We start from the raw sequence: 26,174 nt of genomic DNA, 5'->3' as shown, positions 1-26,174 counted from the left end.
CGGCGGGTGCTAACGTCCGTCGTGGAGAGGGCAACAACCCTGACCACCATCTAAGGTCCCTAAGTTATGGCTAAGTGGGAAAGGATGTGAGGATCCCAAAACAACCAGGATGTTGGCTTAGAAGCAGCCATCATTTAAAGAAAGCGTAACAGCTCACTGGTCTAAATAAGGGTCTTTGCGCCGAAAATGTACCGGGGCTAAAGCCATACACCGAAGCTGTGGATGCACATTTGTGCGTGGTAGCGGAGCGTTCCGTAAGCCTGTGAAGGGACAGTCGTGAGACATCCTGGAGGTATCGGAAGTGAGAATGCTGACATGAGTAACGATAAAGGGAGTGAGAGACTCCCTCGCCGAAAGTCCAAGGGTTCCTGCTTAAAGTTAATCTGAGCAGGGTTAGCCGGCCCCTAAGGCGAGGCCGAAAGGCGTAGTCGATGGGAACCACGTTAATATTCGTGGGCCTGCAGGTAGTGACGGATCGCGTGTGTTGTAAGGTCTTATTGGATTGATCTTGCAGCGAAGCGGTTCCAGGAAATAGCTCCTGCATATAGACCGTACCCTAAACCGACACTGGTGGACTGGTAGAGAATACCAAGGCGCTTGAGAGAACTGCGTTGAAGGAACTCGGCAAAATGCACGCGTAACTTCGGAAGAAGCGTGACCTCCATTTAGGCAACTAGGTGGGGGTGGCACAGACCAGGGGGTAGCGACTGTTTACCAAAAACACAGGGCTCTGCGAAGTCGCAAGACGACGTATAGGGTCTGACGCCTGCCCGGTGCTGGAAGGTTAAGAGGAGATGTGCAAGCATTGAATTGAAGCCCCAGTAAACGGCGGCCGTAACTATAACGGTCCTAAGGTAGCGAAATTCCTTGTCGGGTAAGTTCCGACCTGCACGAATGGCGTAACGACTTCCCCGCTGTCTCCAACGCAGACTCAGTGAAATTGAATTCCCCGTGAAGATGCGGGGTTCCTGCGGTTAGACGGAAAGACCCCGTGCACCTTTACTATAGCTTTACACTGGCATTCGTGTCGGCATGTGTAGGATAGGTGGTAGACTTTGAAGCAGTGGCGCCAGCCATTGTGGAGTCATCCTTGAAATACCACCCTTGCCTATATGGATGTCTAACTGCGGCCCGTTATCCGGGTCCAGGACCGTGTATGGTGGGTAGTTTGACTGGGGCGGTCGCCTCCTAAAGAGTAACGGAGGCGCGCGATGGTAGGCTCAGAACGGTCGGAAATCGTTCGTCGAGTGCAATGGCATAAGCCTGCCTGACTGCAAGACTGACAAGTCGAGCAGAGACGAAAGTCGGTCATAGTGATCCGGTGGTCCCGCGTGGAAGGGCCATCGCTCAACGGATAAAAGGTACGCCGGGGATAACAGGCTGATGACCCCCAAGAGTCCATATCGACGGGGTTGTTTGGCACCTCGATGTCGACTCATCGCATCCTGGGGCTGGAGCAGGTCCCAAGGGTATGGCTGTTCGCCATTTAAAGCGGTACGTGAGTTGGGTTCAGAACGTCGTGAGACAGTTCGGTCCCTATCTGCCGTGGGTGTAGGAATATTGATAGGATCTGTCCCTAGTACGAGAGGACCGGGATGGACGTATCTCTGGTGGACCTGTTGTCGTGCCAACGGCATAGCAGGGTAGCTATATACGGACGGGATAACCGCTGAAGGCATCTAAGCGGGAAACCCACCTAAAAACGAGTATTCCCTATCAGAGCCGTGGAAGACTACCACGTTGATAGGCCGGGTGTGGAAGTGCGGCAACGCATGTAGCTTACCGGTACTAATAGCTCGATCGACTTGATCACTCCCATTTACAATATCCATCGAACAAACTTCGATGAATTTATAGCGCTCACGCCAGTTTGGCTCCGCCAGACGCTCACGCGGGCGCGGCCTCCGGCCGGCACACAGTCGTGTGCTTATTGTTTATCAGCGTTTATCGCTGAATTATCTGCACGAAAGACAACCAGCTTCTCATATTTGTGTTCTTCGCCGACCTGGTGGTTATGGCGGAGCGGCTGCACCCGATCCCATTCCGAACTCGGCCGTGAAACGCTCCAGCGCCAATGGTACTTTGTCTTAAGACACGGGAGAGTAGGTCGCTGCCAGGTCTGCCAAGAACACAAATCAAATCATCTTCTCAAATACATACAAAACACCCATAGCGCGGGGTGGAGCAGCCCGGTAGCTCGTCAGGCTCATAACCTGAAGGCCGCAGGTTCAAATCCTGCCCCCGCAACCAAATTCCCACAAAAATACACGAAATCTCTCAAGCATAACCGATGTTCGTATCTTTGCGAACTGGCTCCGGCTTCTCCCAGAAGACCGTTCGACCTAATATCGATGCACGGAAGCGAGTTCTATACGCACGCACCGCAGCGCGCTCATAACCCCAAGGGTGGGCAGCAAAAAGAAACGATCCAGCGTAACAATCCCCCGACAAACGCAACCAGGCACCAGCCAAAAACCAAATCAAAACCCGCCGCAACGCGGGCTTTTTTTTGACCAAAGCAGCTTGGCGCAGCCGCAAAACTTCCCCGTCCCGACCATAACGACAAACTGACCCGTTTAAGCTATCAAACAGCCTCGTTATCAAAGGAAGACAATCGTGAACCTCGATCGCTCCGCACTGGCTGATCTCAACATATTCGTGACAATCGTACGCCGCAAAAGCATGAAAATGGCTGCAATCGAGCTCGGTGTAACAACCTCCGCTATCAGTCATCGTATGAAAAAACTGGAGGCGGATTTGGGTGTGCGATTGCTCAACCGTACCAGCCGCTCCCTCACGCCGACCGAAGCCGGTGCGGCACTCGCGACACAACTTGAAAACGGACTGCGGACGATAGGGGAAGCCTTGGAAGCTCTGACCAGTCAGCGCGCTTTCCATCGGGGCGCATAAGGCTCAACGCGCTGCGTGATGCCGCACGACTGATCATCGCGCCCATCTTACCGCGCTATACGCAAACCTATCCCGACATGCATCTCGACATCACTATAGATGACCAGATGGTTGATATCGTCGCTGAGGGTTTCGATGCGGGGATCCGTTATGGCGACCGGGTGCCGCAGGACATGATCGGCGTTGCGCTAACCGGGCCTTTGCAATGGATTGTGGTTGGTTCTCCGGTTTTGATATCGAGGGCAGGGTGCCCCGAAACGCCGGACGATCTGCTCCGCTTGCCGTGTATAGAGACGAGGCTCGGAGACAATTCCCGATATGCATGGGAATTGGGGAACGGTGCTTCCTTGCGCCGAGTCGATGTGAAAGGACCGATTTGCGCCAATGAAACCGAACAGGCTGTGGAAGCCGCTTTGGGCGGGATCGGCTTTGCCTATTGTCTGGAGCCATTGGTCAAGAACTATCTGGACGCAGGTACACTTGAAGCCGTGCTACCGGACTGGGCTTCCGAAGGTCCGCCCCTGACCATGTATTATCCAAGCAGACGACAGGTTCCATCTGGTTTGCGGCGGCTGATTGATCTCATCCGCGAAGACCAGGGCCTCGCGAAATTGGTGGTCGCTGAGGAAGTCGGATCACGTTAAGAGCCGTTGTTGATTATTCGTCATTCTTTCGTTGAGTAACATTCAGCAGATTAGCATTGCCTCGACTCCCCTTCGGGATCAAATATGCGTCACACCTGTTATGCATGGGATCGGCGCTGTCTTCCATGCGTGGTCAAACCATTTCACTCATGGAGATGCGTTATGCATTATTCTGCAGCGGCTGATCGCTATCAGTCAGATATGCTCTATCGCCGCACCGGTCGGAGCGGCATCGACCTGCCAGCGATATCGCTTGGCCTCTGGCACAATTTCGGTGGCCGGGATGTCTACGAAAACGGTCGCGCGATTCTCCGTCGCGCCTTCGATCTGGGCGTGACCCATTTCGATCTAGCGAACAATTATGGCCCGCCTCCCGGATCTGCCGAAGAAAACTTCGGTCGCATCATGGCCAGCGATTTCCGGCCTTATCGCGTTGAGATGATTATCTCATCGAAAGCCGGTTGGGACATGTGGCCGGGGCCTTATGGTGGCATTGGCGGCAGCCGCAAATATCTGATTGCCAGTCTCGACCAGTCGCTGCAGCGGATGGGACTCGATTATGTCGACATCTTCTATTCGCACCGTGTCGATGCCACGACGCCTCTGGAAGAGACGATGGGAGCGCTCGCGCATCTGCATCGCCAGGGCAAGGCGCTCTATGTCGGTATTTCGAGCTATTCGCAGGAACTGACGCTGAAGGCGGCGGCGATCCTGAAGGAAGAGCGCGTGCCGCTTTTCATTCACCAGCCGAATTATAACATGTTCAACCGCTGGATCGAGAATGGGCTTCTCGATACGCTGGATGAGCTGGGCGCCGGTTGCATCGTGTTTTCGCCGCTGGCTCAGGGTTTGCTGACATCGCGCTATCTGAACGGCATTCCGGAAGGTGCGCGGGCGAATCAGGGCGGCTCCCTGAAAGCCAGCGCAGAGAACGAAGAACTGCTGGGGCGCATCCGGGCATTGAACGTCATTGCGGAGCGTCGTGGACAGACTTTGGCCCAGATGGCAATTGCGTGGACGCTTCGCGATCCGCGCGTGACCTCTTCGCTCATCGGGGCAAGCTCGGTCGCGCAGCTTGAAAACTCTTTGGGTGCTCTGAAGGGACTGGAATTCAGTGCCGAGGAACTGGCTGAAATTGACCAGTATGCGCATGATGGCGGAACCGACTGGTGGAAGAGCTCGACTTCGCTTTGAGCGTCAAGTTTAACGAACAAAATGATAAAAGGCCGTACGCTTTGCGTGCGGCCTTTTTGCTGGAGCGCATCCCGAAAAGTGTGAAACGGTTTTCGGGATGCGCTCCAAAACAAATATTGAGAGCGCCGATCTGATTCAATCAGATCGAAATGCGCTCTAGGATTAAGATGCGGCGAAAGCAATTCACGTGGCGAGATGAAATTGCTATAGGCGAGAGGGGTTCACGGCTGGCGCACGATCCCGCGCCAAGTCTGGCCTTCGGGGGAAGTATATTCGAGAAGATGTCGCTGCGGTCTATTAAGGGCAGTTTGAAATATCCGCTGATCCGTGCGGGGCTGGAGGCTATTGCCTTTTCCGGTGCGTCGGCGCTTTTCCCTTCTGCCGGTGGGCGCGGTGTCGTCTTCACGATGCATCACGTCAAACCGGAAGGTGCGACAGATCGGTCAGACCCCAACGCCATTCTTTCGATTACGCCGCAAACGCTTGAAATGGCGATAGAAGCGGCATTGGAAGCGGGCCTTGTGCCGGTGCATTTGCATGACTTGCCGAGGCTGCTTTCCGAACAAGGCAGCACCCGGAAATATGTCGCCTTCACGCTGGACGATGGTTATCGGAACAATGCAGACTTCGCGGCCCCTGTGTTTGCCAGATACAGCATTCCCTACACGATTTTCATCACGACGGGTTTCGTGGAACGCAAGCGATCCATGTGGTGGCGGACCATTGCGGCTCTGGTGACGGAGGCCGACAGTTTCCAGTTCGACTTTGGCGGCGGTGTTCTCGATGTGCGCGCAGCAACTCCGGCCCAGAAATCAGCGGCCTTTGCCCAGCTTGTGCAGTTCATGCAGTGTTTCGATGAAGACGAGGCAGTAGCCCGCATAGACGCAGCTGCACAAACGGTCGGGATCGACGCAATTTCGCTTGTCGATGAATCGGTGATGAACCCATCGGAATTGCGCGCTCTTGCGCTCGATCCGCTTGTGCATCTTGGCGCGCACACTGTCACTCATGTCAATTTACGTCGTGTCGACGACGAAAGACTGGCCAAGGAAATCGCTGACTCGACCGAATCAGTAGAACGCTATGCTGGTTACAGGCCGCGATCCTTTGCCTATCCATATGGATGGAAGGCGGCCGTTGGCGAACGCGAGATCAGGGCGGTTTCAGAAGGCGGGTTCGATGTGGGCGTGACCACCCAGCCTGGTGTGCTGCAGCAAACAGGTGTGATGCCAGCTGCAGCGATTCCGCGTATTTCACTCAACGGCTATTTTCAGAAGAAACGCTATATAAAGGTGCTTGTTTCAGGCCTGCCATTCAAGCTGCTCTAGCAATGGTACACTTCCAGAAACATTGCCCTGAAACACGAAAGGCCGCCTGTCGGCAGCCTTCGTAAAACCTGATCTGAAGAAAAAATGGAGCGGGCGAAGGGATTCGAACCCTCGACCCCAACCTTGGCAAGGTTGTTATCTACCCACTCTGCTATATCCAGCACTTGTCTAAGGTACGTTAATATAAGGCAAAACCAGAATTTAGATCGCCGTCTGTCGCCGTTTCATGCCTGCTGATTTCCCTGTGTTGCTTACAATTTGCTTACAAAGCCGAAGGCGTCGTGCTATTGTAAGCAAACTTCGATGATGCAGTTAGGGGAGGTCCTTATGGCCAAACTTACCAAAAGGGCGCTTGAGGCGATGGACCCGCCGGCAAAAGGCAAGCAGTCTTTTCTATGGGACAGCGAATTGCGTGGCTTCGGGGTACGCCTGCTCCCCTCAGGTCTGCAAACATTCATTTTGCAGTACCGCAACACTGCCAACAAAGAGCGGCGTATCAACCTTGGTCGTTTCGGCGTGATTACCGTCGAACAAGCAAGAGACAAGGCGAGGATCAAGCTTGGCGCCATTGCCGCTGGAGAGGATCCGGCCGACACGGATGATGATCCCCACCATCAGGCAACTGTTGCGATGCTCTGCGACTGGTACCTTACAGAGGCGGAAGCGGGACGCATCCTTGGACGCCGCAATCGACCGATCAAGAAGTCGACACTTGGCATGGACAAGAGTCGCATCGAAACGCACATCAAGCCGCTCTTGGGCGATCGCCTGGCTCACACCCTGAAGGTCGCCGACATCGAAGGCATGCAATCCGACATCGTTGCCGGAAAGACAGCCAAATCGAGAGGCAAAGGCCGCGGCGGCGTTGCCGCCGGCGGGCCTGGCGTTGCGTCTCGGGCAGTCGGGACACTTCAGGCTATCCTTGGTCATGCTGCCCGTCTCGGCAAGATCGAGAATCATCCAAGCCGTGGTGCGCGAAAGCTCGCGGGCAAAAGGAAGACCCGACGCCTGAGTGTGGCTGAGATCAAGAAGCTTGGCATGGCAATGCGGCATGCGGAGCGCAATGGCGAACATCCTGTTGGCCTCGCAATCGTCCGGCTTCTTTTGCTCACGGGTTTTCGTATTTCCGAAGGCCAAGCGATGCAGCGCGCCTGGATTCACGCGGATGCAGGCTACATTAGTTTTCCCGATACCAAGGGGGACGCACAGGTCCGCGCGATCGGACCTGCTGCAGCGAAGCTAATTGCCAGCCAGCCGGTGCAACAGAACTGTCCCTATGTCTTCCCGTCTGATGTCGGCGACGGCCATTTCACAGCTAGTAAGGCATGCTTAGCTAGACTTTGTGCAAGCGTTGGAATTGAGGGCGTAACACCCCATACTCTACGACACACGTTCGGAAGCGTTGCGGGAGATCTTGGATTCTCCGAATTGACGATCCGGGCGTTGCTCGGCCATGCGGCCCAGAGTGTAACTCAGGGCTATGTTCATATCGATGAGGCGCTGAAACTCGCGGTCACGCGCACATGTGACGAGATCGCGTCGCTGTTGGACAGTTCGGAGGAGAAGGCGTTCCTAAACGCTGAAGAGTTTCAAGCCGCGTGAGGCCAGGCCAGAGTGAATTGAGGTGGTGCCGGCTGGTGAGACAGTCTGGCGGCTTGGCTCAGGTGGATCGGGTTCGTTTCTCCCCGCTAATCGCTCCGTCATTTGTGCCGTAGCATAGACCTCGTCGGGCGTCTTGCCGCCGAAGGTCGAGTGTGAGCGTCGCTGGTTAGCCGTGTCCGTCAATTCGGCGAGATGATAGACGGTGGTCTCGATGACTCCAGACATTATGTTTGCCTCCCTCCCAAGCGGTGGGAAGCCATCCGTGTGCCTAGATCCAGTCGACCGTCTCGCTGGTGGCAAGATCGAGCACATGAAACAGGGGGCTGAATCTATGATGCTACAGCCTTCACCGGGACGGCACTTTTCAGTTTGCGCGCTGAAGGTACCCCGACTCGCAGTCTTCGATCCAAAAGTGATAGAGTGCCGCCCAGCATCATAACCGCACCGCCAAGCCAGATAAGCAAAATCAGCGGTTTCCACCATGCGCGCACCACTAGACCGCCGCCGGGTGTGACGTCGCCTATTGATACGTAGAGCTGGCTAAAGCCACGCGTAGCAATTCCAGCCTCGGTGGTCGGCATTTGGCGCGCAGTGTAGAGCCTCTTTGATGAGGTGATTTCACCCCGGAGGCGACCAGCCTTATCGAAGTATTCAAACTGAGCTCGATCCTCGGAAAAATTCGGCCCCTGATAGGGCGAAATGCCTTTGTAACTGAGTGTATAGGCCGCGATCGTCAATGTATCGCCGGGACGCATGACGACAATCCGCTCGATTTCCAACGATGTGACGGCGACGATGCCCAGCACCGTAACGCCCAGCCCGAGATGTGCTAAGGCCGTCCCATAGATCGAGCGCGTCAAACCCTTTAAGCGTCTCCAGACGACTGAGAGTCTGAGGTTTCCTATGCCAGATTTGAGTGCGATGTCGGTAAGCGACCCGAACATCAACCAGAATGCGAGCCCCACTCCAAAGGCGGCCAACGCGTTGGTTCCATCAACCATGAAGAAGCCTATGAGTGCCGCCAGCAGCGCTGCTCCCAAGGCAACGTACAAGCGTTGCGAGACGGCATAGAGATCGCCACGCTTCCAGGCAAGAAGAGGGCCGAGCGGGACCACAAGCAACAACGGAACCACCAGCGGGACAAAGGTTAGATTGAAGAAGGGGGCGCCAACTGAAATCTTTTCGCCGGTTACCACCTCGAGCGCGAGCGGATAGAGCGTCCCGATCAGGACCGTCGCGGCTGCGGTTGCCAGAAAAAGGTTGTTGAAAACCAGGGCTCCCTCGCGCGAAATCGGATGAAACAGCCCGCCGGGCGCCAACCTATTGGCGCGCAGCGCGAATAGGGATAGCGCACCTCCAATAAACATTATGAGGATCATCAGGATAAAGACGCCTCGTGCAGGATCGCTGGCGAAAGCATGAACCGACGTCAAAACCCCCGATCGGACGAGAAAGGTTCCCAGCAACGAAAGCGAGAAGGTGAGAATAGACAGCAAGAGCGTCCAGATTCTCAGGGCCGAGCGCTTTTCCATCACCACTGCGGAATGCAGCAATGCGGTACCCGCCAACCAAGGCAGGAAAGATGCGTTTTCCACGGGATCCCAGAACCACCAACCTCCCCAACCAAGTTCGTAATACGCCCAGTAAGAGCCCATCGAGATCCCGCCGGTTAGGAATATCCAGGCAGTGAGCGTCCATGGCCGAACCCAGCGCGCCCACGCAGCGTCGATCTTTCCCTCAACGAGAGCAGCAACGGCAAAGCTGAAGCAAACCGAGAAGCCAACATAACCCAAGTAAAGAAGTGGCGGATGTATCGCGAGGCCGATGTCCTGAAGTATCGGATTGAGATCTCGCCCCTCGACAGGCGCGGGATTAATCCGAATGAAAGGATTCGACGTCGTCAGGATGAAGAGCAGAAACGCCGCTGCAATCAACCCTTGCACCGAAAGCACATTCGCCCGAAGCGTCGGTGGCAGATTATTGCTAAACCAAGCCACTAACGCACCGAATAATGTAAGAATCAGGACCCATAAAAGCATCGATCCCTCGTGATTTCCCCACACACCTGTGATTTTAAATAGCATTGGCTTTGCAGAATGCGAATTCGCCCAAACATTTGCTACCGAGAAATCTGACTGAACGTAGGCGGACGTCAGTGCGACAAATGACAGCGTAGTGAGTAGGAAACACATCGTCGCAGCCGGGCCTGCAACGGCTGCCAATCTGGAATCACCAAACTGAGTACCGGCAAGCGGAACGGCGAATTGTATGGCGGCCAACGAGAAGGCCAGCACCAGCGCAAAATGCCCAAGCTCAACAATCATACCGTCGCTCCCGCAGGACATCTTCCAGCCCCTCGCTTCATGAGAGGCGAGCAAATCAAAAATACTTGACGAAACAAGCAGTGGCCGGGAACGGTAGCATCTCGAGTTGGATGAGGTTCAAGTCCCCTGCCGAGAATAATTCCCTACCGGGATCGCTAATCCAGAAATCGCGGTAGAGCACCGACTCGAGGCAACAAGGGGCCGTGGTCTCGTGATGGTGTGTCCGACCGCCTCGAACGCTTCCACTACCCTGAGACATCACCATGGATGCGGTTCTATCGCGCAGCTCTGACGAATAGGAGCATCAAAAAATCCCGCGCCACCTGCGCGTTCGCAAGCGGCATCAGGACGCGCTTCAGAAGTTCGTCATTACCTCGACACTTCCGATGCCGAAGCTAGCTCAATGGTTCCGCGCTTTGTCGGCTCAGAAAATACTATTATCGCCTGCAATCCTGAGGTTCTCATCGCGGCACGTCGTAGCCAGCACCTTTGACAGCCTCGAAAATAACACCTTGGGACACCTTGCCACCGTCGTGTTTTACGAGTGCGCTTTGGTCGATCAGCGAAACCTTCACAGCGTCGATGTTGAACAACTGCCGCACTGCTCTCTCGATGGTAAAGGCGCAGTTGGGCATATGGATCAGCCGTGACATCGCGACGTGCAGTCACACTGGCGTTAACTTTCTATCAAGGTTAACACTCGATTCTTTTCCGCGTGTGGGCATTCGGAGGAATGAGATTTTGCGGTCGAAATCGAAGGTCGCTGCCCAGCGACGATCATTGGGCGGTCGCCAGCGGGTGCTTGCAGTTCTCTGCGCGAGTTGGCTGGTATTCGGTTTTGCGTCGCCCACCGGGATCCGGGACGCTAAATCGGAACGTGAGATCGGTCCGACAGCAGATCGGTGGGCGGCCTATGTCGAGCGATCCGACAACTGTTCCCATTTGCAGGAGCTCCGCCTGCGCAATGCAAATATTCCCGGCAACGTCGGAAATCTGGATCTGGTAGTCCCGGGCCAGCGCATCAATTTGCCTGTAAACCGAGAACTCTCCCTCACATCTCAGAGAGTGGTCGAAGAAACAAAGAAGCCACGTCTCCTTAGTGTGGCATCCCGAAAGAGCCCGGAGGCTCGGCTTGTCAGTCAGGCGCTGTCAGCGCGCATATTCGAGTCGGAAACTTATACAGCCTATCTTCTAAGAGGATTTGCAAACCCTGATGCTGATTTCGCGTCGGGTCAGTCGACCTTTCATAGCCCTGCGGACGATCGTCTCGTCGGAATACCAGAGGTTCTTGCTGAACTGGTCAACAACGATGGCGCAGACATCCTGGCCACAGCTTATGCCCCAAAGGACGGGTTCCATGCTTCATCCGGTGCCTTCGCAGCGCTGCTGGGGACCGATGAGGAAGCCGGTCGCTTCGTCCCGCCCACGATGGAAGGTGACCACGATTGGATGAAGCAGCCCCTTCCGAAATCCGTCTTTTCAAGCGCCGAGCAAAAGTGCCTTGCAACCGCGATCTATTTCGAGGCTAGAGGCGAAGAGGTTAAGGGCCAGGCCGCGGTCGCGCAGGTCATTCTCAATCGTGTGCGAAACCCTGCATATCCAGCAAGCGTCTGCGACGTAGTTTATCAAAACGACAGCTTGATCAACAGATGCCAGTTTTCCTTTGCCTGCGACGGCATTCCAGATGTCATTGCGGATCGACGCGCGTATCGTCTGGCAACGGATGTGGCGATGGCAGTCACCGGTGGGAAGATATTCTTACCCGAAGTCGCGTCATCGACCCACTACAATGCCACCTACGTTAGCCCGCGTTGGGCTCGCTCCATGGAGCGCATGACCCAAATCGGATCGCATATTTTTTATCGCACCTTTGGTGGCGGCTGGAGCTAGATAACTGTTGAAGTCGATGCATGCGAAGTCGCCGGTCGAGCGAAAAAGAACCTTGGTTACCTGGCTGTTGGCTCCAGCGTGGCTGACCATGCTCATTGCAACTCAGCCGGAAGGTTTTGAAACACTTAGCTACAGCCTGGTCGAGTTTGTTGGCTTCTTTCTGGTCTTTGCGGCAGTCCTTGGTCGGCTCTGGTGCACCTTATACATCGGAGGACGAAAGGATCTGGATTTATGCCAAAGCGGACCGTATTCGCTCAGCAGAAATCCACTCTACTTTTTCTCCTTCCTCGGGCTGATTGGCGTATGCCTCGCGGCACAGAATATTTCTTTGGCGGTGATAAGCGCCATCGTGTTTTTTGGTTACTACAGATCTGTGATCAAGAATGAAGAAAAGAGGCTTCTTAGCCTGTTTGGGGCGGATTACATTTTGTACATGGCCCGCGTGCCGCGTTTCTTTCCGCGCCTCCATGTTCCGGAAAGTGAGGATATTCTTCTTGTCCAGTCGCAGACATTCATTCGGTCGCTAAAAGACGTCAGCTGGTTCCTCGCCGGTATCATCGGCATTGAAGTGATTGAAGAGCTGCGACAGGCTGCTGTGATTTCTGGTTGGCAGCTCCCATTGTAGAGCAAGCCCTTGCACGGGCCCTTATCTGCCACCGCTTCTATCTTCGTTTTGTCCTTTTCGGCCCGCCTTGTGAGAAGGCTGAGTTGGTCGGAGGCCTTGTGCCTAGTTGCCTTGGATCGATGATCCTGATCGAGCATCTGTTGCAGATGTAACGGGCTGCAAACCGAGCCGGTGTCCAAACACCGGCAGCAGCACTGTCGTGTTTGAGCAGAATCTTGCGACATTTTCGCCCTTGAACCTCAACCTGCTGGAGGTCCTACGTTCTGGCAACAGGATGCTTTAGTCGCCCACGCGATTGCCAGGAGAGAACAAATGTTAGGAACTTCCCAGGTATCTGGCGCGAAAGGTCACAGCCTCCTTTGCCCGCTTTGCAGGGTCGACCTCGTCATGAGCGAGCGACAAGGTATCGAGATCGACTACTGCCCAAAATGCCGGGGGGTATGGCTGGATCGAGGTGAGCTCGACAAGATCATCGAGCGCAGCGTGGCTGAAGACGCTCACTATCCCCAGCAACAGCTAGATCGCGGACGTGCCCAAACGCCAGCACGCAATGCGTCCAGCGACTGTCGCGATGACCATCGTCGCGACTATAGCGACCATGACCGCCATGGCCATGGCGGTCATGGTCGAAGGCACGGCTCATTCCTCGGCCGATTGTTCGACTAACGCCGAAGGGGATCAATCATGGAAGTTGTGCGTATAAGCCGGCTAGGCTGCTTTACCTACGCGATGCTGTTAGCGTCCTCGCCTGTGTTCGCTCAAACAGTTGATCGCGGAGAGGTGGAAAAGATCGTCCGGGAATACATCTTGCAGAATCCCGAGATCATCGAGGAAGCGCTCGGGGAACTTGAAAAGCGGACCCAGGCGGCTCAAGCCCAAGCCAGGTTACAGACGATACAGGCGGAAGCGGATACACTGCTTCGCTCAGGCAACGATGTACTCCTTGGAAATCTTGATGGGGACACGACGCTGGTTGAATTCTTCGACTTCAACTGCGGCTACTGCAAGCGGGCAGCTCCAGACGTCAAAGCCCTCGTGGCCGAGGATCCCAAGCTGCGGGTCGTTCTTAAGAATTTTCCGATTCTTGGGCCGGGTTCAGTTGAGGCTGCGAAGGTGGCGCTTTCCGTAAGCCGACTGAAAGGCAACTCTGTCGCTGCCGATTTCCATGTCAGACTGATGGATATGCAGGGACAAATAAACCGTGACCGTGCGTTAGGCTTGGCAGAGGAGATGGGCCTTGATCGCAAACAGTTGTCTGAAGAGATGGCCAAGCCTGCGGTGGAGAGCATCATCTCAGCTAACATCGCGCTTGCGCAACGCCTTGGGCTGACGGGTACGCCTTCGTTCATTGCCGGTGAGCAGATCATCGAGGGGGCAGTCGGAAAGAAACCCCTTGCTGATGCAATCGAAACGGCTCGCCAAAAGGGACCTTTCGAAGCCGGTGCGCCGCCGGTTGGATATGACCAATAAGCGGACTGAATTTTAGCGTTCCAGTTTGAGCACGCTCCGACACAGCCGTTCTAGTAACACGCTAGGCGACTCAATCATGCCTGCATCCAAGAAGATTTCCGATAGATACTTCAAGCGCCGCAGCACTTGATATTCCGGCGTCAGCGGCAATCAACCCCTTATATGTCGGGACTATCCTATCTTCACGAGCTATAAATGCAAACAATACTTTCAATTCTGAGAAAAATATATCATTTCATATATTTTCAGAGATGCGGTCTGGCTAGTTAATGTTCAATTTTTTCATTTTGATTTGATAAATGCTAAATATTTCTCAAATGCAGAGAGAGTTTGATCTGACACGTGATGCTCGATGCCTTCGCCGTCAATCTCGGCTGTTTCCTCTGGCACTCCAAGAGCGACGAGGAATTGAACGACGATGAGGTGGCGTGACCGTACACGGTCCGCGAGCTGCTTGCCTTCGTCGGTCAGAAATATCCCGCGATAGGGCCTTGACGTTGCCAGACCCTGGCGTTTTAGTCTCGCGACAGCCTTGGTTGCTGTAGGTTGCGCCACGCCCATTCGCGCGGCGATGTCTGCAACTCTTGCCTCTCCATTGATTTCAATAAGGTCGCCGATCATCTCGACATAGTCTTCGATGAGCGCGCTTGCTTGACATTCCCGGACATGTGCGAAGCGACGCGCGTGCTGGGCGGGGCGAGGCGGAGAGTTGTTGGGCTTTGTCATCTGTATCTGTCGGTCACCTAATCGGAGAGATGAGCCCGCGGCTCAAATTTAGCCAAGGGTAAACTTGTTTCCGCGAATTGGCAAATTCGACGTTACCATCATGCATGAAACTTATTATATTACCCTATTGCACTTAATATAGCACCGGCTATAAAAGTTCCCACAATTGCATTTAGGTACCCTTATGTACGATACAGAGCGCACGCGTAACGCCATGGCTGAAGTGCTTTCCGGCCAACGTCGCGGCTTTACCGGCCGCCTCCTTTTTGTCGGACCGGCAGTGATCGCCTCAATCGCCTATGTCGATCCGGGCAATTTCGCAACCAACATTCAGGCCGGCGCAGGCTATGGGTACCAGTTACTCTGGGTTGTGCTTCTGGCAAACCTTATCGCCATGCTTTTCCAGGCTCTGTCCGCCCGCCTTGGCATCGTGACGGGGAAGAACCTTGCTGAAATGTCGCGCGACCACTTCCCTGCGCCGGTTGTCTGGGTGATGTGGGCGGTGAGCGAAGTGGCGGCCATGGCGACGGATCTGGCGGAGTTTCTCGGCGGCGCAATCGGTCTGGCGCTGCTCTTCGACCTTCCCATATTCTGGGGCATGTCGGTCACGGCTATAGTGACGTATGGTATACTGGTATTCGAGAAACATGGCTTCAGGCCGATGGAGCTTATCATCGGCTCGATGGTCGCGATCATCGGCCTTTGTTATCTTATCGAACTGGTGATAGCCCCTGTCGACTGGACAGAGGCCGCCACAGGTCTGATCACGCCACAGCTTCCGGACGCAGCTGCATTGACCATCGCAGTGGGAATCATCGGCGCTACGGTGATGCCGCACGCCATCTACCTGCATTCGAGCCTCACTCAGTCCCGCGTCCGGATCCGGAACGAGAATGATCGCCGCAAGGTACTGCGATACTCCAACATTGAGGTTGTGGTTGCCCTCGCCATCGCAGGCATGGTGAATATGGCGATGGTTATCATGGCCGCAAGCGCCTTTCATCAAGGCAACAGCGACGTCGCCGAGATCGAGACCGCCTATCATATGCTGACACCGCTGCTCGGTACCGCAGCCGCTTCGGTGTTTCTCGTTTCCCTGATTACCTCGGGCGTTTCAAGCTCCGTGGTCGGCACCATGGCGGGCCAAACAATCATGCAGGGCTTTCTGCATTTCCATGTCCCGATATGGCTCCGACGCCTCGTGACAATGCTGCCTGCCTTCGTGGTCGTTGCCATGGGCGTCAACCCGACCCAGGCATTGGTGATGAGTCAGGTCGTTTTGTCGATTGCCCTGCCCGTGCCGATGATCGCTTTGATCATTTTCACCTCGCGACGGGATGTGATGGGTAGTTACGCCATGCGGCCGGGCACGAAATGGCTTGCGTTCGTCGGTGCCACGATCGTTCTCGCACTTAATTTTACATTGCTTGCGAGTGTTTTTGGCATCCGCGTTCCGTTTCTGGCGATCTAAGAGACCGCATAGTATTCAGTAGGACGAGTCCGTGCGCGGAACGTTCGCATTAGATACTGTTCAGATGAGTATCATCCCCGGTTGAAGCCGAATTTAACTGCTAACCGGAAGTGAGACCCTTGGAGGGACCTGGAGAATGAATTCGCAAATCCACGGGTCGAATGATGGGCATGATCACGGAACGGCGGTGACAGCCGGCAATGAGCGGCGTATTCGGCTCGTCTTCATCTTCACTGCCGGTTACGCCGCTGTACAGGCAATCGGCGGCTGGCTCTCCGGTTCGCTCGCGCTGATCGCGGACTCCGGTCACATGGTGTCGGACGCGGCAGCACTACTTCTTGCGCTGATTGCCTATCGGGTAGCGAGGCGGCCTGCGGACAATAGCCGGACCTACGGATTCCACCGCGTGCGCGTCCTTGCCGCGCTGGCAAACGGGGCGAGTCTGCTTCTTCTGGTTGCCTGGATCGCGTGGGAAGCTGTTGGCCGGATCAACCAGCCTATAGAAATTCTCGCGGGTCCCATGCTCATTGTCGCGACTATAGGGTTACTGGTCAATCTGGGGGGAGCCTGGATTCTCATGCGCGGCTCCCAAGGTGATAGTAACCTTCGCGGAGCGTTCCTCCATGTCGTCGGCGATCTACTGGGATCTGTCGGAGCCATCGCTGCCGCCATCGGCATTATGCTGACGGGTTGGAGGGCGCTCGATCCGATCCTTTCGGTTCTCGTGGCGCTGCTTGTCGTTCGTTCAGCCTGGACTCTGGTGAGCGAGTCGATCCGGGTGCTCCTGCAGGCGGTGCCTCGCGGGCTGAATGCCCGTAACGTTGAATTGGAACTCAGCCAGTTGCCGCTTGTCGAGGAGGCAGGGCACTTTCACGCGTGGACGCTGACGGACGACACTGTAGTCGCGACCGTCCATGTTACGCCGGCAATGGGTGGCGATCCGCTTCAGTTGCCGTCCGTAATAACGGCCTGGCTGAAGGAGCGCTACGCGATCGATCATGTAACCGTTCAGGTCGATCCCCGCGGAGCCCTTCGTCGATCCGAGCCGGTCTAAACTTTCAGGGTTCGTGCGATTGACAGATTTTCAGCCGATTGACCCAAAAACCGGAAACTTCTCCAATAGCCAGAATGCGAACCAGGTCATGTAGCCGCTCACCATGGCAAGGCCCATAACGATCATGATGGCGCCGGCGGTTACCTGAAGCGCTCGACCAGTCTTACGCAGGCCGGGAAGCAAGACGATCAGCCGATCTGTGAAAAGCGCGGCCAGAAAGAAGGGTATTCCCAGCCCGAGAGAGTAGAGAGCCAGGAGCGCGACACCATCCAGTGCCGTTGCCGACACAGCGCTGACTGTCAGTATCGCTCCGAGAATCGGGCCGATGCAAGGCGTCCAGCCGAACGCAAATGCCAGACCAAGCAGATATGCGCCCGTCGGCCCGCCTGTTAACAGGCTGCCGTGGTAGCGGACATCCCTTTGCAGCATGGGGAGACGTAGAACTCCGGTGGTGAAAAGGCCGAAGATGATGACAATGACACCACCGATGATGCCCGCTTCGTAGCTGTAGGAGCGAAGCGACTGGCCAAGGGTTGTGGCTCCCGCTCCGAGTATGACGAACACCGTTGAGAAACCGAGGATGAAACATATGCTCAGCCAGGCGACGGACAGCTTGCCGCGATCCGGATCGCTGCGTTTATCCTGAGTGGCGGTGCCGGCGATGAACGATACATAACCGGGCACCAGCGGCAGCACGCAGGGCGATAGGAAGGAAACTGCACCGGCAGCGATTGCCGCCACCACGCCGATATTTGAGATCTCAAAACCCATACCCAAGTATACAACCTCACCCTGCTAGAGGTTCAATGCCTTGCGACAGCGACATCTTGACCCTCTAGCCGGATGAGCTTCTACGAAACGGTTCCGCCGAAAGGAGAATCGATTTCGTAATGAAAGCCCGTGTTTATATGGTCGATGCGTGGCGCGGTCTGGCAATCGCGGGCGTCGTGCTGTTCCACTTCGTTTGGGATCTGGAATTTACTGGCTTCATTTCGGGCGTCGCATACCATCCACTCTGGCTCGGCTTCGGGCGTGTTCTGGCCGGAAGCTTTGTGATGCTGGTCGGGATCAGCCTAGCCTTGTCCTCTCGCTCTCGGTTCCGGCCGAGCGCCTATCTGCTTCGACTTACGAAAATTGGCGTCGCAGCCGTGGCCATTACGCTGGTGACCTGGTATGTTTTTCCGGCAACGTTCATTTACTTCGGCATCTTGCATGCGATCGCCGTTGCGACGTTAGTTGGTACATTATTCCAGCGGACACCTTGGTGGCTAAGTCTTGCTTCGGGCGCTGGCATGCTGGTGGTTCCTTCCTTATGGCAGTCGGAACTCTTTGACACACGTTGGCTTGCCTGGATTGGATTTGCGCAAAACGTACCGCCGAGCAACGATTTCGTGCCTGTTTTCCCGTGGGTAGGGATCACGCTCATGGGTATGGCCGGGACAAAAGTGCTGATCGACAATAGGAAAGAATACGCGCTTGATCATATGTTACCAATCGGACGCCCAAAAAACGCCCTTGTCTGGCTTGGGAAGCGTAGCTTGATTATCTATCTGTTTCATCAGCCAATTATGCTTGCAATTATTATGCAACTTGCGCGATTTCTGGTTTAGTATAACCGGTGTCAATGATTTTACGAAAAATGAATTGAATAAAATTATCTAAATAATTTGATATTGTTATATAGATAATGCTTATATTTGTATATTTCACAATTAATGTTTTTGAATAATTTTAGATTTAGATTCAATTAGTTTTCCGATAAACTTATTGCTCCGGGTCTTCTGCGTAAATTTTCGATGGTGACTTGCCCGTACGTGCATGATTATGGTTGTCTTGCGGTCGTAGATTGTTATCTCCCGCCGCTAGCAAGGGGATGGGAATGACCGGAAGACAAATGGTCAAAAAGGTGTCTCACAGTGAAGATGATGGCCATGATCACCGAACGTCGGTGACCGCTGGCAACGAGCGGCGTATTAGATACGTACTAATTTTCACGGCAAGCTACGCTGCTGTCCAGGCCATAGGGGGATGGCTTTCGGGTTCCCTGGCGTTGATAGCAGATTCCGGACACATGGTTTCCGACGCGGCGGCTCTGCTTCTGGCTCTCATCGCTTATCGCGTGGCACGTCGACCGGTAGATGCAACGCGTACCTATGGCTTCCATCGTGTCCGCGTTCTCGCAGCACTTGCAAACGGCGCGACGCTACTTCTTCTCGTGGCGTGGATTACGTGGGAGGCCATCAACCGCATCAACCAGCCGGTCGAGGTACTTGCCGGTCCGATGCTCATCGTAGCGACGGTGGGTCTGTTCGTTAACATCGCGGGCGCCTGGATACTTATGAGGGGCACCAAAGGAGACAGCAACCTCCGTGGAGCACTGCTTCACGTCGTCGGCGACCTTCTTGGCTCGGTGGGCGCGATCGCGGCTGCGATTGGAATCATGTTGACCGGATGGATGATGCTCGATCCGATACTGTCGGTGCTCGTAGCCATTTTGGTTGTAAGGTCGGCTTGGGGGCTCGTAAGCGAGTCCATTCGTGTGCTGTTGCAGGCTGTGCCTCGTGGGATCGATGCGAGAAAAACGGAAGCTCAACTTGCAGAACTTCCGGAGATTGCCGAAGCTGGTCACTTCCATGCATGGACGCTGACTGACGATACCGTCGTGGCTACTTTGCATGTGACGCCGGCCAACGGGATCGACCCTTTGATGCTGCCAGTTCTGGTGGCAGACTGGCTGAAACACCGCTATAATATAGACCATGTAACCGTTCAGGTAGACCGTCCGGGTCAATTGTCTACGGTCGAAAAGTTATGAGCACTGTGATGATCCGATTTCTAAGTGAAAATCGGCCGGTAGTAAATTTTGACGGCCGGTTTCTCAGGTGGTGCGGCGCGTTCGTTTACGCAATTCCCTTTCCGGCGAAACAGTTGCCACAACTCTAGGCGTCAAATCGCCGGAATCTATGCCAGCGGCCTTTCAAAGGTGTTCGACAACTTTCGTCTCGTTAACATTCACTGGCTCGCCGACAACGATCAGTGCCACCATTCCATGGCGTAACTGAACGTGAACTTCCGCACCGTGGACGGCTGCATTTCGACCGAGACAGTGGTCTGCTCTGTTTTACCTTTGAATGTGGCCGCGTCTTTGGGTGACATACCTTTCCTAAATTCCGCGTTGTGCCCCTTGTCGGCAGGCACGAACGTGACGACTTCACCCGGCGCGGAGACTATGAAATCGTCTTCGAGAACCGGCGCGCCGTTACTTTTCTCGCTACGTCCGCATTTGCGATATAGCCGTCACCATCATCATGGACGCACGCTGGTTGTTGCCTCCGGCAGTCCTGCGCGGCGACAGTGGAGCTCAAGTAATTAAACAAAACATTCAATCATCAAGTTTGCCGTGCGCGGCAAGTAGGCACATCATTGCGGCGTTTTTCTATCAGCCGGGCCGGGTACTTTTCCTCTACCGAGCGACACGATGTGTTTGGTCATATATAACGCATTGATATTTATCAGAATAACCTTGCGTTACTGTGGAAAACAGGTAGCTTTTTCTCCTAAATGATCACAGCCAGGCACAACATTCCCAGACTTGAAAGGATACCGGAATGAAGACCCCGCACCGTGATGTCAGGGCCGACGAAGGAAGTTCTCAGCAAGCGCAGGGTACAGGGCGGCGCGATTTTCTCGGGCTGGCGGGTGCAGTCACAGTGCTGGGTGCGACCCTTCCCCTTGCGCGAAACATGCCGGGGGGATTTGTGTCGACCGCCTATGCCCAGGACAATCCGGACCCTGCAGCTATGTTGGCTCAAGTCGGGAAAAATTCGGGTCTCTCAGTCATTGGAGACCGCCCGTTCGTCGCCGAAGCGCCCGAGCATCTTCTGAATGACGATACCACTCCTATCGACAAGTTCTTCGTCCGCCAAAACGGAATTCCCCCCGAGGCTCCTGGCGACGCACAGGCGTGGTCCATCATCGTGGAAGGCAGCGTCGACAATCCGTTAACCTTGACCCTGGCTGACTTGAAGCAGCGATTTGAGAATGTAACGTTCCGCATGGTGCTTGAATGCGGGGGCAACGGACGTTCCTTCTTCAATCCGCCTGCACGCGGAAACCAATGGACAAACGGGGGCGCTGGTTGCGCCGAATGGACCGGCGTCCGGTTGCGCGATGTTCTGCTGGCAGCCGGGCTTAAGCCCTCAGCAGCCTATACGGGGCATTTTGGAGCCGACTCCCATCTTTCAGGCGATGCCGATCGCGAGGTCATCTCCCGTGGCGTGCGTATCGAGAAGGCGTTGGAAGAGCATTCGATGATTGTCTGGGGGATGAACGGCCAGGATCTGCCACTCGTTCATGGCGGCCCGCTGCGGCTGATCATACCGGGATGGCCGGGTTCTGCCTCGCAGAAATGGCTGACACGGATCCTCATTCGTGACGATGAGCACGATGGACCAGGGATGACGGGCACGTCATACAGGGTCCCGGCTACACCCATGATCCCAGGCTCAGGACCGGAAGGGGTTGAATTCAGGATTCTGGAATCGATGCCGCTGCGTTCGATTGTGTCTTCGCCGGCAAACGGAACCCGGCTTCCGGCAGGAACGCGAAAGCTGGAATTGCGCGGCGCCGCCTGGGGTGGCGACGTTGCGGTGTCGGCGGTTCACGTCTCGCTCGACGCTGGTGCGACGTGGCACGCGGTAGATTTACAGGAGCCGCGCAACCGCTACGACTGGCGGCGCTGGACGGCGGCGATAGACCTGCCCTCGGATGGCTATTACGAAATATGGGCACGCGCGACAGGCGAGGACGGGACCATGCAACCGCATGTGGTTGGAAACTGGAACCCGCAGGGTTATGGTGGGAATCCGATGCACCGCCTTGCGGTTCTCGTTGGTTGACGGGGATGGGAATGAGGACCATTCTGGCGGGGGCGTCGCTTGTCGCCGCCTCCGTGATTGTGACGGGCGCTCCTGTTTTGTCACAACCATTGCAGATTTATGCCGAGCCGGAGGATCTCCCCGCAGGCGAGGCGCGCGAGGATACGTTCTACAATTGCTCTGCCTGCCATAGCTTTCAAGTTGTCGCCCGCCAGGGAATGACGCGCGAGCTGTGGGACAATACCTTGACCGTGATGGTCGAGCGTCACGGCATGTGGGAACTTGATCCCGAGGATCGCGAGCGTATTCTCAATTACCTAGCGGAAGCCTTTCCGCAGGCTACGCCTGATGGGCAGGGCGGGGGCGGGTGGGTAAGCCCCTTCGCCCCAAAGTAAGCCTCTTTGTGGGCATTTGGCGGAGAATGCCGAACCTGAGTGTTCACTCGCCCCACCCAGCAGCGAAAAGACCCGGCGCGCGCAATGCGATCCGGGTCCTAACGCTTTGTACAAGCGCCTGTTTTCCGAAGCGCTTTACTTGCTCCGGTCGGCGAGCCACTTCTGCATGAAGGCGATTTCGCCCTCCTGAGCTTTGATTACTTCCTCGGCCAATTTGCGGACCTCGGGGTCCTTGCCGTATTCAAGCGCGACCTTTGCCATGTCGATTGCGCCCTGATGGTGCGGGACCATGCCGCGCATGAAGTCCACGTCGGCATCACCTGTATAGGGCACCATCATGTCCTTCATCATCGCGTCCATTGCCTGTTCGTATGCCTTTGTCGACGGGCTATCTATTGCTGCATCGGCGGCCATGTTGGACATATTGTGGCCCGGCATGTTTTGATCCTGGCCGTTGTTCATCTGGGTCTGTGCGAGCGCCAGACCGGCGCTGAGAGCGATGGCTCCGGCGATGAAGATCGGCGTAAGCTTGTTCATAAGAATCTCCTGTCAGTTCACGGTTGCAGGATAGCCGGCCTCTGCCAGAACTTCCTGAATAGCTGCCTGGGAAGCGGTCGTCTCAAGCGTGACGCTTCGGGCGGCAGGGTTGGTTTCAATCTTCGCATCGGGATCGACGGACTGGATTGCCTTGGTGACAGACTTGGCGCAGCCGCCGCAGGTCATGCCTTCAACTCGAAGTTCCATGAGAAAGCTCCTTTATTGTTCTCATGGTGGGAAGATGGGGTTTCCAACGATGGCAAGGTCAAGGGCCGACAAACAGATATTTTGCTATTGACCTTCCCATTGTTGGAAGGACCATATGTCTGTCCGAACTCGAATTCCCATCCAGAAAGGAGGCGGCGATGAATGCCCCTGTTCGAGCTGCGGACATAAAGAATGCAGCGATTTCCCTGCCCATCGAAGGCATGACCTGCGCATCCTGCGTCGGACGTGTCGAGAAGGCGCTGAAGGCTGTGCCCGGCGTGTCGGATGCTGTCGTCAATCTCGCTACCGAGAAGGCAAGCATTACCGCCGACGCGTCTATCGATCGTGCGGCGCTCGTCAAGGCGGTCGAGAAGGCTGGCTACGAGGTTCCCGCCAGCTTTCTTGCTGTTCCAGCCGCCGCTCCGGCTGCTTCGGGTCCGGTCGAGATCGCGATCGAAGGCATGACCTGCGCGTCCTGCGTGGGCCGCGTCGAGCGAGCGCTTAAAGCCGTCCCCGGCGTGACCGAAGCGGTCGTCAACCTCGCCACCGAGAAGGCCACCATCAAGGGTTCGGCGGACAATGCCGCGCTGGTGGCCGCTATCGAGGCGTCCGGCTATGAAGCGAAGCTCATCAATTCGACCGTTTCGGAACGCGCCGTGGAGATCGCGATCGAAGGCATGACTTGCGCGTCGTGCGTGGGCCGTGTCGAGCGCGCGCTGAAGGAAGTGCCGGGCGTCACGCAGGCGGTGGTCAACCTCGCGACGGAAAAGGCTACCATCCGTGGCTCCGCAGATGGCGCCGCGCTGGTGGCGGCTATCGGGAATGCTGGCTATGAGGCGAAATTGCTCTCCGTTGCCGGTGCCGCCGGCGGCCAGCCCGCAACGGACGACCGCGCCGAGAAGAAGGAGGCGGAGCGTCGGGAACTCACCCGCGACTTCACCATCGCGGCTGCGTTGACCCTGCCGGTCTTTCTTCTGGAGATGGGCTCGCACGTCATTCCCGGCGTTCATGCGTTGATCGATTCCACCATCGGCATGCAGAACGGCTGGTATCTCCAGTTCGTGCTGACGACGATCGTGCTGTTCGTTCCGGGCATCCGGTTTTATGAAAAGGGCATCCCGGCGCTCTGGCGTCTCGCCCCCGACATGAACTCGCTGGTCGCGGTCGGTACGCTCGCCGCCTATGGCTACTCGCTGGTCGCGACCTTCGCACCGGGCTTCCTGCCCGCAGGCACGATCAACGTCTATTTCGAGGCGGCTGCGGTTATCGTCACGCTGATCCTGCTCGGACGCCTGCTTGAGGCTCGCGCCAAGGGCCGGACATCGGAAGCGATCAAGCGGCTGGTCGGTATGCAGGCCAAGACTGCGCGAGTGCGCCGTGACGGAAAGGTGGTCGAGGTCGCCATCGATGCGGTGGCGAACGGAGATATCGTCGAGGTCCGTCCCGGCGAGCGTGTTCCGGTCGATGGCGAGGTGGTTGATGGCGAAAGCTATGTCGACGAGTCGATGATCACGGGCGAACCGATCCCGGTTTCCAAGAAGAACGGCAGTGAGGTCGTTGCCGGCACGGTGAACCAGAAAGGCGCCTTCGCTATTAAGGCGACGGCGGTCGGTGGCAACACGGTGCTGTCCCAGATCATCCGCATGGTCGAGGATGCGCAGGGTTCCAAGCTGCCTATCCAGGCGATGGTCGACAAGGTGACGATGTACTTCGTGCCCGTCGTCTTCGCCGTCGCGGCCCTGACCTTCGCGGCATGGCTCTACTTCGGCCCGTCGCCGGCGCTGACCTTCGCTCTGGTCAATGCGGTTGCGGTGCTCATCATCGCCTGCCCGTGCGCCATGGGCCTGGCCACGCCGACCTCGATCATGGTCGGTACGGGTCGCGGCGCGGAACTCGGCGTGCTCTTCCGCAAGGGTGAGGCACTCCAGTTGCTGAAGGACGCCAAGGTCGTCGCTGTCGACAAGACGGGTACGCTGACCGAAGGCAAGCCGGCTCTGACCGATCTCGAACTGGCGCTCGGCTTCGAGCGGTCGCAGGTTCTGGGGCTGGTGGCCGCCGTCGAGGCCAGGTCGGAACACCCGATTGCCCGTGCGATCGTGGATGCCGCTGCGGCGGAAGCCATCGCATTGCCGGCCGTATCGGACTTCGAGTCGGTCACCGGCCTGGGCGTGAAGGCCAGCGCCGACGGCAAGGGCGTCGAGATCGGCGCCGACCGCTACATGATCCAGCTGGGCCATGACGTAGGCGGCTTCGCCAAGGTCGCCGAGCGGTTGGGCAATGAGGGGAAGTCGCCGCTCTATGCTGCGATCGACGGCAAGTTGGCTGCGATCATCGCAGTGGCCGACCCGATCAAGCCGACGACGCCGGCCGCGATCAAGGCCATGCATGACCTCGGTCTCAAGGTGGCGATGATCACCGGAGACAATGCGCGTACGGCCAAGGCCATCGCGGCAAAGCTGGGGATCGACGAAGTGGTGGCTGAAGTGCTGCCGGACGGCAAGGTCGAGGCGGTTCGCCGGCTCAAGAGCCAGTACGGCAAGGTCGCCTTTGTCGGCGACGGCATCAACGATGCTCCGGCTCTTGCCGAGTCGGATGTCGGCCTCGCCATCGGCACGGGCACGGATATCGCCATTGAGGCGGCGGACGTGGTGTTGATGTCGGGCAGCTTGCAGGGCGTGCCGAATGCGATCGCGCTGTCGAAGGCGACGATCGGCAACATCCGGCAGAACCTGTTCTGGGCGTTCGTCTACAACGCCGCCCTGATCCCGGTTGCGGCGGGACTCTTGTACCCGTCCTACGGGATCCTGCTCTCGCCGGTCTTCGCGGCGGGCGCGATGGCACTCTCCAGCGTCTTCGTGCTGGGCAATGCACTGCGGCTCAAGACCTTCAAGGTCGCAAGCTGAAAAACCGGGGCGGCTGG

At 56.3% G+C, this 26,174-nt stretch carries 22 protein-coding genes, 1 tRNA gene and 2 rRNA genes (1 of these 25 cut by a window edge); 19 read left to right on the top strand and 6 right to left on the bottom strand.

Annotated features, from left to right (window positions below):
• The 8 genes from ABDF71_RS12975 to ABDF71_RS12940 form a co-directional block, all read left to right on the top strand.
• Positions 1–1,813 (top strand): 23S ribosomal RNA (locus ABDF71_RS12975); it begins 999 nt to the left of the window's first position.
• A 191-nt stretch (positions 1,814–2,004) separates the two neighbouring features.
• A 5S ribosomal RNA gene (rrf, locus tag ABDF71_RS12970) occupies positions 2,005–2,119 on the top strand.
• 54 nt (positions 2,120–2,173) lie between these two features.
• Positions 2,174–2,250: transfer RNA gene (locus ABDF71_RS12965), tRNA-Met, on the top strand.
• Positions 2,251–2,616: 366 nt separating this feature from the next.
• The gene (locus tag ABDF71_RS12960) at positions 2,617–2,910 is read left to right on the top strand and encodes a LysR family transcriptional regulator (protein ID WP_500061608.1); all 294 of its coding nucleotides are present in this window, start codon (positions 2,617–2,619) and stop codon (positions 2,908–2,910) included.
• Positions 2,907–3,554 (top strand): LysR substrate-binding domain-containing protein, encoded by a 648-nt coding sequence (locus ABDF71_RS12955; RefSeq protein WP_500061668.1) that lies wholly within the window; start codon positions 2,907–2,909, stop codon positions 3,552–3,554. Before ABDF71_RS12960 ends, ABDF71_RS12955 begins: the two co-directional genes overlap by 4 nt.
• Before the next feature lie 162 nt (positions 3,555–3,716).
• Positions 3,717–4,748, top strand: coding sequence for an L-glyceraldehyde 3-phosphate reductase (gene mgrA / locus ABDF71_RS12950; RefSeq protein WP_500061607.1), 1,032 nt, complete (start codon positions 3,717–3,719; stop codon positions 4,746–4,748).
• A gap of 281 nt (positions 4,749–5,029) precedes the next feature.
• Positions 5,030–6,076, top strand: a complete 1,047-nt coding sequence (locus ABDF71_RS12945; RefSeq protein WP_010659357.1) for a polysaccharide deacetylase family protein — start codon at positions 5,030–5,032, stop codon at positions 6,074–6,076.
• 327 nt (positions 6,077–6,403) lie between these two features.
• Positions 6,404–7,678: a tyrosine-type recombinase/integrase gene (locus ABDF71_RS12940; protein ID WP_094514284.1), complete on the top strand. Its 1,275-nt coding sequence runs from the start codon at positions 6,404–6,406 to the stop codon at positions 7,676–7,678.
• A 329-nt stretch (positions 7,679–8,007) separates the two neighbouring features.
• Here ABDF71_RS12940 and ABDF71_RS12935 read toward each other — a convergent pair whose 3' ends face one another.
• The gene (locus ABDF71_RS12935) at positions 8,008–9,999 is read right to left on the bottom strand and encodes a heme lyase CcmF/NrfE family subunit (RefSeq protein ID WP_094514408.1); all 1,992 of its coding nucleotides are present in this window, start codon (positions 9,997–9,999) and stop codon (positions 8,008–8,010) included.
• A gap of 464 nt (positions 10,000–10,463) precedes the next feature.
• Complete coding sequence (locus ABDF71_RS12930; protein WP_500061606.1) at positions 10,464–10,655, bottom strand: heavy-metal-associated domain-containing protein; 192 nt, start codon at positions 10,653–10,655, stop codon at positions 10,464–10,466.
• A 145-nt stretch (positions 10,656–10,800) separates the two neighbouring features.
• On the opposite strand from ABDF71_RS12930, the gene ABDF71_RS12925 reads away from it, so the two are divergent.
• From ABDF71_RS12925 to ABDF71_RS12910, 4 genes are all read left to right on the top strand, one after another.
• Entirely contained in the window at positions 10,801–11,892 is a 1,092-nt protein-coding gene (locus tag ABDF71_RS12925) for a cell wall hydrolase (RefSeq protein WP_500061605.1), read from the top strand.
• Between the two features lie 16 nt (positions 11,893–11,908).
• Positions 11,909–12,517: a methyltransferase family protein gene (locus ABDF71_RS12920; RefSeq protein WP_244953829.1), complete on the top strand. Its 609-nt coding sequence runs from the start codon at positions 11,909–11,911 to the stop codon at positions 12,515–12,517.
• A gap of 312 nt (positions 12,518–12,829) precedes the next feature.
• Positions 12,830–13,183, top strand: coding sequence for a TFIIB-type zinc ribbon-containing protein (locus tag ABDF71_RS12915; RefSeq protein WP_036589533.1), 354 nt, complete (start codon positions 12,830–12,832; stop codon positions 13,181–13,183).
• Positions 13,184–13,201: 18 nt separating this feature from the next.
• Positions 13,202–13,987 (top strand): DsbA family protein, encoded by a 786-nt coding sequence (locus ABDF71_RS12910; RefSeq protein ID WP_158194173.1) that lies wholly within the window; start codon positions 13,202–13,204, stop codon positions 13,985–13,987.
• A 282-nt stretch (positions 13,988–14,269) separates the two neighbouring features.
• On the opposite strand, the gene mntR is transcribed toward ABDF71_RS12910, so the two are convergent.
• Positions 14,270–14,713: a manganese-binding transcriptional regulator MntR gene (mntR, locus tag ABDF71_RS12905; protein WP_036589530.1), complete on the bottom strand. Its 444-nt coding sequence runs from the start codon at positions 14,711–14,713 to the stop codon at positions 14,270–14,272.
• 184 nt (positions 14,714–14,897) lie between these two features.
• Here mntR and ABDF71_RS12900 point away from each other — a divergent pair, with 184 nt between their 5' ends.
• Together ABDF71_RS12900 and ABDF71_RS12895 are read left to right on the top strand one after the other, a co-directional pair.
• Positions 14,898–16,184: an Nramp family divalent metal transporter gene (locus ABDF71_RS12900; RefSeq protein ID WP_036589528.1), complete on the top strand. Its 1,287-nt coding sequence runs from the start codon at positions 14,898–14,900 to the stop codon at positions 16,182–16,184.
• A 136-nt stretch (positions 16,185–16,320) separates the two neighbouring features.
• On the top strand, positions 16,321–17,238 hold the full coding sequence (locus ABDF71_RS12895; protein ID WP_036589525.1) for a cation diffusion facilitator family transporter: 918 nt from the start codon (positions 16,321–16,323) through the stop codon (positions 17,236–17,238).
• A gap of 30 nt (positions 17,239–17,268) precedes the next feature.
• On the opposite strand, the gene ABDF71_RS12890 is transcribed toward ABDF71_RS12895, so the two are convergent.
• Positions 17,269–18,009 (bottom strand): cytochrome c biogenesis CcdA family protein, encoded by a 741-nt coding sequence (locus tag ABDF71_RS12890; RefSeq protein WP_036589522.1) that lies wholly within the window; start codon positions 18,007–18,009, stop codon positions 17,269–17,271.
• A 119-nt stretch (positions 18,010–18,128) separates the two neighbouring features.
• On the opposite strand from ABDF71_RS12890, the gene ABDF71_RS12885 reads away from it, so the two are divergent.
• From ABDF71_RS12885 to ABDF71_RS12870, 4 genes are all read left to right on the top strand, one after another.
• Positions 18,129–18,848, top strand: a complete 720-nt coding sequence (locus ABDF71_RS12885; RefSeq protein ID WP_244953682.1) for a heparan-alpha-glucosaminide N-acetyltransferase — start codon at positions 18,129–18,131, stop codon at positions 18,846–18,848.
• A 269-nt stretch (positions 18,849–19,117) separates the two neighbouring features.
• The gene (locus ABDF71_RS12880; RefSeq protein WP_051517930.1) at positions 19,118–20,053 is read left to right on the top strand and encodes a cation diffusion facilitator family transporter; all 936 of its coding nucleotides are present in this window, start codon (positions 19,118–19,120) and stop codon (positions 20,051–20,053) included.
• A 793-nt stretch (positions 20,054–20,846) separates the two neighbouring features.
• Complete coding sequence (locus ABDF71_RS12875; protein ID WP_158194172.1) at positions 20,847–22,136, top strand: sulfite oxidase; 1,290 nt, start codon at positions 20,847–20,849, stop codon at positions 22,134–22,136.
• A gap of 11 nt (positions 22,137–22,147) precedes the next feature.
• Positions 22,148–22,510, top strand: a complete 363-nt coding sequence (locus tag ABDF71_RS12870; protein ID WP_155269272.1) for a hypothetical protein — start codon at positions 22,148–22,150, stop codon at positions 22,508–22,510.
• A gap of 135 nt (positions 22,511–22,645) precedes the next feature.
• On the opposite strand, the gene copM is transcribed toward ABDF71_RS12870, so the two are convergent.
• Entirely contained in the window at positions 22,646–23,047 is a 402-nt protein-coding gene (copM, locus tag ABDF71_RS12865) for a CopM family metallochaperone (protein ID WP_051517928.1), read from the bottom strand.
• 12 nt (positions 23,048–23,059) lie between these two features.
• Positions 23,060–23,254, bottom strand: a complete 195-nt coding sequence (locus tag ABDF71_RS12860; protein ID WP_036589513.1) for a heavy-metal-associated domain-containing protein — start codon at positions 23,252–23,254, stop codon at positions 23,060–23,062.
• 158 nt (positions 23,255–23,412) lie between these two features.
• On the opposite strand from ABDF71_RS12860, the gene ABDF71_RS12855 reads away from it, so the two are divergent.
• The gene (locus ABDF71_RS12855; RefSeq protein WP_158194171.1) at positions 23,413–26,157 is read left to right on the top strand and encodes a heavy metal translocating P-type ATPase; all 2,745 of its coding nucleotides are present in this window, start codon (positions 23,413–23,415) and stop codon (positions 26,155–26,157) included.
• Positions 26,158–26,174 lie beyond the last annotated feature (17 nt).

Origin of the sequence: Ochrobactrum sp. WV_118_8, assembly GCF_039631535.1 — a bacterium.
GTDB lineage: Bacteria > Pseudomonadota > Alphaproteobacteria > Rhizobiales > Rhizobiaceae > Brucella > Brucella anthropi.
This window is presented reverse-complemented; position numbering and strand designations above follow the sequence as displayed.